Source organism: Phenylobacterium sp. (genome assembly GCF_030645195.1).
Taxonomy (GTDB): Bacteria; Pseudomonadota; Alphaproteobacteria; order Caulobacterales; family Caulobacteraceae; genus Phenylobacterium.
Genome location: NZ_JAUSLW010000066.1, coordinates 36,943 through 43,187, shown reverse-complemented (window position 1 = coordinate 43,187; position 6,245 = coordinate 36,943). Strand labels below are relative to the sequence as shown.

6 protein-coding genes are annotated in these 6,245 nt (G+C 70.6%); 3 read left to right on the top strand and 3 right to left on the bottom strand.

All coding sequences use genetic code 11. The features are described 5' to 3' along the window. Window positions 1-1,130, bottom strand: a 1,130-nt coding sequence (locus Q7T09_RS05945; protein ID WP_304698427.1) for an ATP-binding cassette domain-containing protein, incomplete at its 3' end; no start/stop codon positions are given. A 165-nt stretch (window positions 1,131-1,295) separates the two neighbouring features. Here Q7T09_RS05945 and Q7T09_RS05940 point away from each other — a divergent pair. Genes Q7T09_RS05940 through Q7T09_RS05930 form a run of 3 tightly spaced genes read left to right on the top strand, consistent with a single transcriptional unit; the run spans window position 1,296 to window position 3,733 of the window. Continuing rightward, on the top strand, window positions 1,296-1,970 hold the full coding sequence (locus Q7T09_RS05940; RefSeq protein ID WP_304698426.1) for a 2OG-Fe(II) oxygenase: 675 nt from the start codon (window positions 1,296-1,298) through the stop codon (window positions 1,968-1,970). A gap of 15 nt (window positions 1,971-1,985) precedes the next feature. Continuing rightward, a complete protein-coding gene (locus Q7T09_RS05935; RefSeq protein ID WP_304698424.1) occupies window positions 1,986-2,456 on the top strand; it encodes a DUF1203 domain-containing protein in 471 nt (156 codons plus the stop codon). Between the two features lie 59 nt (window positions 2,457-2,515). After that, a complete protein-coding gene (locus Q7T09_RS05930) occupies window positions 2,516-3,733 on the top strand; it encodes a dipeptidase (RefSeq protein ID WP_304698422.1) in 1,218 nt (405 codons plus the stop codon). Here the strand turns inward: Q7T09_RS05930 and Q7T09_RS05925 are convergent. Beyond that, complete coding sequence (locus tag Q7T09_RS05925) at window positions 3,730-4,986, bottom strand: acyl-CoA dehydrogenase (protein ID WP_304698419.1); 1,257 nt, start codon at window positions 4,984-4,986, stop codon at window positions 3,730-3,732. The two genes, Q7T09_RS05930 and Q7T09_RS05925, sit on opposite strands and share 4 nt — an antisense overlap. A gap of 12 nt (window positions 4,987-4,998) precedes the next feature. Further along, window positions 4,999-6,123, bottom strand: coding sequence for an acyl-CoA dehydrogenase family protein (locus Q7T09_RS05920; RefSeq protein WP_304698417.1), 1,125 nt, complete (start codon window positions 6,121-6,123; stop codon window positions 4,999-5,001). Between the last annotated feature and the right edge of the window lie 122 nt (window positions 6,124-6,245).

Sequence of the window (6,245 nt, the reverse complement as noted above, 5' to 3'; positions counted from 1 at the left end):
GTGGTCTTGCCCGCCTCGTTGGGTCCCATCACCGCCACCCGCTCGGGCCCCGTCATCCGCAGGTCGAAGGCCAGCGGCCGTCCGCCGGGATGGGCGAAGGTGACCTCCTCGAAGGCCAGCACCGCCTTGCCGGCCGCCAGGCCGCTGGGCGGCAGGTCGAAGGCCAGGCGCCGCAGCCGCTCCACCTTGCCCTGCGCCTGGGCCAGGTCGTCGGCGGCCTGGGCGGCCAGCTTCTGGGCCAGGCGGTTTTCCCGCGCGCCTGAGTTTTCCGCCCGCTCGGCCATGGCGCCCAGCAGGATCTTCGGCGTCCCGCCCCGGTCGGCGAAGCGCTGGCCGGCGGCGTCGCGGCGGGCCTTCTTCTCCCGCGCCCCCTGGGCCTCGCGGGCGGTCCGGGCCGCCGCCTGCTCGGCGCTGGCCAGGCCTTGGGCGGCGGCGGCCTCCTCCTGGGCCTTGCGGGCCAGGTAGAGGTCGTAGTTTCCGCCATAGACCTTGGCGCCCAGGCTGGAGAGCTCGACGATGCGGTCCATCTGGCGCAGCAGGGCGCGGTCGTGGCTGACCACGATGGCCCCGCCCTTCCAGCGGGCCAGGACCTGGGCCACCAGGGCGCGGGCGGCCGCGTCCAGATTGTTGGTGGGCTCGTCCAGCAGGATCAGGTCGGGCGCCTGGACCAGCAGGGCGGCCAGCGCCAACCGCGTGGCCTCTCCACCGCTCAATGTCGGCGCATGTCGGTCGAGAGGGAGGCCGGCCAGCCCCACCGCCGCCAGGGTCTCGCCGAGCCGAAACTCCAGGTCCCACAAGGCCTTGGCGAAATCGTCCTCGTCGCCCTGCCCGGCCTCGATGCGCACCCGTCGGTCAATGTCGGCCCTGACCCCCAGCAGGTCGGCGACCGTGGCGCCGGCCGGCGGGCTCATCGCCTGGCGCAGGACCCCGATCTGGCCGCTGACGGTCACCGAGCCAGAGGCCGGCGCCAGCTCGCCCGCGATCAGCCGCAGCAGGGTGGTCTTGCCCACCCCGTTGCGCCCCACCAGGCCGGTGCGCTCGGCCCCGAAGGCCAGGCTCAGCTTGTCGAAAAGGCTTACGCCGTCAGGCGTTGCGTAGGAGAGACGCTCGAGGGTCAGATGGGCGGGCATGGGCGACCTTGGGGGCGTTGCGGACGAGGCGGGTCGGCATGCGCATGGTCGTCAGGCTCCTTCTGAGGCCCGCGGATATAGGCTGGGGCGAGGCCTCGCGCAATCCGGACCCGGCATCCCGGCGCCCCCTTGAGCCCGGCCGGCAAAGGCCCGACTCCTCCATCCATGACCACCGACATGTCCGACCTCGACACCTACGGCTGCGCCGTCCTGCCCGGCCTCCTGACCCCCTCCGAATGCCGCGACCTCGCCGCCCTCTATGGCCAGGAGGAAGGGTTCCGCAGCCGGGTGGTCATGGCCCGCCACGGCTTCGGCCGGGGCGAGTACCGCTACTTCAGCTACCCCTTGCCCGACCCCGTCCAGCAGCTGCGCGAGACCCTCTATCCGCGCCTCGTGGGCATCGCCAACCGCTGGAACGAGACCATGGGGATCGGCGTCCGCTACCCCTTGCGGCACAAGGACTTCCTCGCCCGCTGCCACGCCGCCGGCCAGGTCCGCCCCACCCCACTGCTGCTCCAGTACGGGCCCGGCGACTACAACTGCCTGCACCAGGATCTCTATGGCGAGCACGTCTTCCCCCTGCAGGTCGCCGTCCTGCTGTCGGCGCCCGGGACCGACTTCACCGGCGGCGAATTTGTCCTGACCGAACAACGGCCTCGCATGCAGTCCCGGGCCGAGGTCGTGCCCTTGGGCCAGGGCGACGCCGTGGTCTTCGCCGTCCACCACCGCCCCGTCCAGGGGACCCGCGGCCCCTACCGCGTCACCCTGCGCCACGGCGTCAGCCGCCTGCGCTCGGGGACCCGCCACACCCTCGGCGTCATCTTCCACGACGCCCTCTGATCTGGAGCAAACCCAATGGCCTTCACGATTTCCGGCCTCCCGGTCGAACCCTTCCAGCCCCTGTTTCGCCTCTCCGACGCCGAGCTGGCCCAGCGCCAGATCGTCCGCATGACCGCCGACGCGCCGGTCGGTTTCCCCTGCCGGATCCTGCTGGCCGACGCCACCCCAGGCGACAGCCTGCTGCTGCTGAACCACGAGCACCAGTCGGCCCCGACCCCCTATCGGAGCCAGCACGCCATCTTCGTCAACGAGGCGGCCACGGCCCCCGCCCGCTTCGTGGACGAGGTCCCGCCGGTGCTCACCGTGCGCAAGGCCATCTCGCTCCGCGCCTTCGACGCCGCCGGCATGATGCTCGACGCCGACGTGGTCCCGGGCCCTGAGGTGGAGGGCCTGATCCTGCGCCTGTTCGAAAACACGCAGGCGGCCTACCTGCACGCCCACAATGCAGGCCGCGGCTGCTTCGCCGCCCGCATCGACCGTAGCTGACCCTTGCGCGGCGGCCGGGATCGGCGACACCCTGCCCCCATCAGTTGGGGAGAGACGCCTTGCACCGTTTGACCGTTCCGCTCGCGATCCTGTGGGCGTCCTGCGCCCTGCCGGCCCTGGCGGCCCCTCCCGCCGCCGAGGCTCACAAGGCGGCCATCGTCCTCGACACCCACTTCGACACCCCCGCCAACTTCCACCGGGCCGGCTGGGACATCATGGACCGCCACTCGGTGGAGGCCGACGGCAGCCAGGTGGACTATCCGCGCATGGTGGAGGGCGGGGTCGACGGCGGCTTCTTCGCCATCTTCACCCCCCCGGGTCCGCGCACCCCCGAGGGCGACGCCAAGGCCCGCGACGGCGCCCTGCTGCGGGCCGTGGAGATCCACGAGATGGCAGCGAAACACGGCGCCCAGTTCGCCCTGGCCACCAGGGCCGAGGAGGCCGCCCCCATCGTCGCGGCGGGCAGGAAGGTGGTCTTCATGAGCATGGAGAACGGCCAGCCCGTGGAGGCCGACCTGACCCTGATGGCGACCTTCTACACTCTCGGGGTCCGCATGATGGGCCCGGTCCACTTCCGCAACAACGACCTGGCCGACTCCTCCACCGACCCCAAGGGCAAGGAATGGAACGGCTTGAGTCCCAAGGGAAAAGCCTTCGTCACCGAGGCCAACCGGCTGGGGGTGGTGATCGACGCCAGCCACGCCTCCGACGACGTCCTGGACCAGATTCTGGCCCTGTCCTCGGCCCCGATCATCCTGTCCCACTCGGGCCTCAAGGCGATCTTCGACAACCCGCGCAACATCGACGACACCCGGCTCAAGGCGCTCGCCGCCAAGGGCGGGGTCATCCAGATCAACGCCTTCTCCAGCTACATGGTCGCCACCCCCAAGATCCCCGAGCGGGACGCGGCCCTGGCCGCCCTGATGACGTCGGTGGGCTCCACCGGCCGCGACATGACTCCGGCCCAGCGCAAGGCCTTCCTGGACGGCAAGAAGGCCATCGACGCCCAGTGGCCGGTCCCTCGCGCCAATCTCGACGACTTCATGAAGCACATGCTGCACGCCATCGCGGTGGCCGGCGTCGACCACGTCGGGGTCTCCGGCGACTTCGACGGCGGCGGCGGCATCGAGGGCCTCGAGGACGTCACCGACTATCCGGCCATCACCGCCCGCCTGATGGCGGCGGGCTACGGCAAGGACGACGTCGCCAAGATCTGGGGCGGCAACGCCCTGCGCGTGCTGAAGGCCGCCGCCGACCTGCGCACCGCCAAGCCCTAGCCGCGCCCGCTGGTGGGGATGTCCTTGAAGGGCACGTCCTTGTCGACCCGGATGTCGCCCGGCAGGCCCAGCACCCGCTCGGCGATGATGTTGCGCAGGATCTCGTCGGTGCCGCCCTCGACCCGGGTGGCCGGCGAGCGCAGTAGCATGGCCTGGAACTTCTGCGCGGCCTGCGCGTGGCGCGGATCGTTGATGACACCGGTCTCCCCCTGCAGGTCGAGGGCGAACATGGCCAGCTCCTGCATCGAGGCCCCGGCCACCAGCTTGCCGATGGAGTTCTCGGGTCCGGGGGTCTCGCCCTTGGACAGCGCGCTGATCGCCCGCATGCCGGTGTATTTGAGCCCCGAGGCCTTGACCGCGTACTGGGCCAGACGCGAGCGGACCATGGGGTTGTCCACCGCCGGGCCGTCCTCGGTCTGCAGGTTCAGGCAATAGTCGAACAGTTCCGGGAATCCGGTGGGCATGCCCGAGCCGATCGACAGGCGCTCGTTCATCAGGGTGGTCAGCGACACCGTCCAGCCCTGCCCCACCGCCCCCAGGCGCTGGGCGTCGGGGATGCGGACGTCGGTGAAGAACACCTCGTTGAAGCCTGACTGGCCATTGGCCTGCTTGATCGGGCGGATCTCGACGCCGGGGGACTTCATGCTCAGCCAGAACATGGTCAGGCCCTTGTGCTTGGGCACGTCGGGGTCGGTGCGGGTGATCAGGATGCCGTAGTCGGAGTTCTGGGCACCGCTCGTCCAGATCTTTTGGCCCCGGATGATCCAGTCGCCAGTGCCGTCATTGGCCCGCTCAGCGCGGGTGCGCAGACCGGCCAGGTCCGAGCCGCCGGCGGGTTCGGAGAACAGCTGGCACCAGACCTCCTCGCCGGACGCCAGGGGCGGAAGGAGCTTCCTCTTTTGCTCCTCGCTGGCCCAGGCCATCAGCGTCGGGCCGCACATGCCGTGGCCGATGATGAACAGGCCGCCGAGCGAGCCATAGACTCCCTCCTCCTGGCCCCAGATCACCCGCTCGATGGGGGTCGCGCCGCGGCCGCCGTACTCCGGTGGCCAGTGCAGGCAGGCCCAGCCGGCGTCGGCCTTCTTCTTCTGCCAGGCCTTGGCCAGAGCGATGGGGTCGCCGCTGGTCAGGCCGGAATTACCGAAGGTGGCCTGCTTGAGCTCGGCCTCCAGTTCCTTGGGGGCGTTGGCGTCGATCCAGGCGCGGACCTGGGCGCGGAAGGCGGCTTCCTGGGGGGTGTCGTCGAAGTTCATGTCAGGTCCTCCTCAGGCCGCCGCGGGGGCGTCGTTGCGCCGGCGCATGCGTTCGATCAGCAGGTCTTCCCAGGTGGTCTGGGAGCCGAGGGCCAGGGCCAGGGCGTTGGCGCGGCGGTAGAACAGGTGGCAGTCGAAGGCCCAGGTGAAGCCCATGCCGCCATGCACCTGGATATTGTTCTTGGCGCAGTGCTGGTAGGCCTGGGTAGCCGAGACCCGCGCCGTGGCCGCCGCTACCGGCAGCTCCGGCGAGTCCGTCGAGAGCGCCCAGGCGCCGTAATAGGCGTTGGACCTCGCCAGGGTGGCGGCGACATACATGTCGGCCAGCATGTGCTTGATCGCCTGGAACGAGCCGATCTGGCGGCCGAAGGCCATGCGCTCCAGGGCGTAGTCGCGGGCCATCTCCAGGGCGCGGTCAGAACCGCCCACCTGCTCGAAGGCCATCAGCACCGCCGCGCGGTCCAGCAGGTCGCTGGCGAGCCGCCAGCCCTGGCCAGCCTCTCCCAGACGTTCGGCCGGGGCGCCGTCGAAGATGATCCGCGCCTGGCTGCGGGTCGGGTCGATGGTCTCCAGGGTCTCGCGGCTGACGCCCGGGCCGGCCAGGTCCACCAGATAGAGCGAGACGCCCGTCGCCTCCCGCGCGGCCACCACCGCGACATCGGCTACATCGCCGTCGGCCACCGGCATCTTGACCCCGGAGAGCTTGCCGCCCGCCATCTGAGCCTTGATCGTCCGCTCGGTCACCCGGCCGACGCCTTCGCCGAGCGCCAAGGTCCCCACCGCCGCGCCGGAGGCCAGCCTGGGCAGCCAGGCGGTCTTCTGCGCCTCCGTGCCCCACAGCATCAGGGCCTCGGCCGCCAGATAGATCGAAGACGCCATGGGGACCGGCGCATTGGCCCGCCCCAGTTCCTCGGCGATCACGCAGAGTTCCAGGTGGCCAAGGCCGACACCGCCATAGGCCTCGGGGATCGCCGCGCCGAGGAAGCCCATCTCGCCGAGCCCCTTCCACAGCGCCCGGTCATAGGGCTCCGGCCCCTCCAGGATGACGCGCACCGTGGCCGGCGAGCAGCGGTCGGCGAGGAACTTCCGCGCCTCGTCGCGAAGCTGCTTCTGTTCGTCGGAAAAATCGAAGTTCACCTGAACGCCTCCCTGTCGCGTCTCTTGGCGTCAAGCTGCGCGGGGTCCCGCTGGGTCAGTCAAAGCCCGGCTTGCCTGACGTAGGGATCGGGCGTTCAGCTTCCTCTCAAAGGGGAAACGCC

Excerpts from the sequence above, each read along its gene's own strand:
- Q7T09_RS05940 (WP_304698426.1), top strand. The coding sequence starts at position 1,296 with ATGACCACCGACATGTCCGACCTCGACACCTACGGCTGCGCCGTCCTG.
- Q7T09_RS05935 (WP_304698424.1), top strand. The coding sequence starts at position 1,986 with ATGGCCTTCACGATTTCCGGCCTCCCGGTCGAACCCTTCCAGCCCCTG.
- Q7T09_RS05925 (WP_304698419.1), bottom strand. The coding sequence starts at position 4,986 with ATGAACTTCGACGACACCCCCCAGGAAGCCGCCTTCCGCGCCCAGGTC.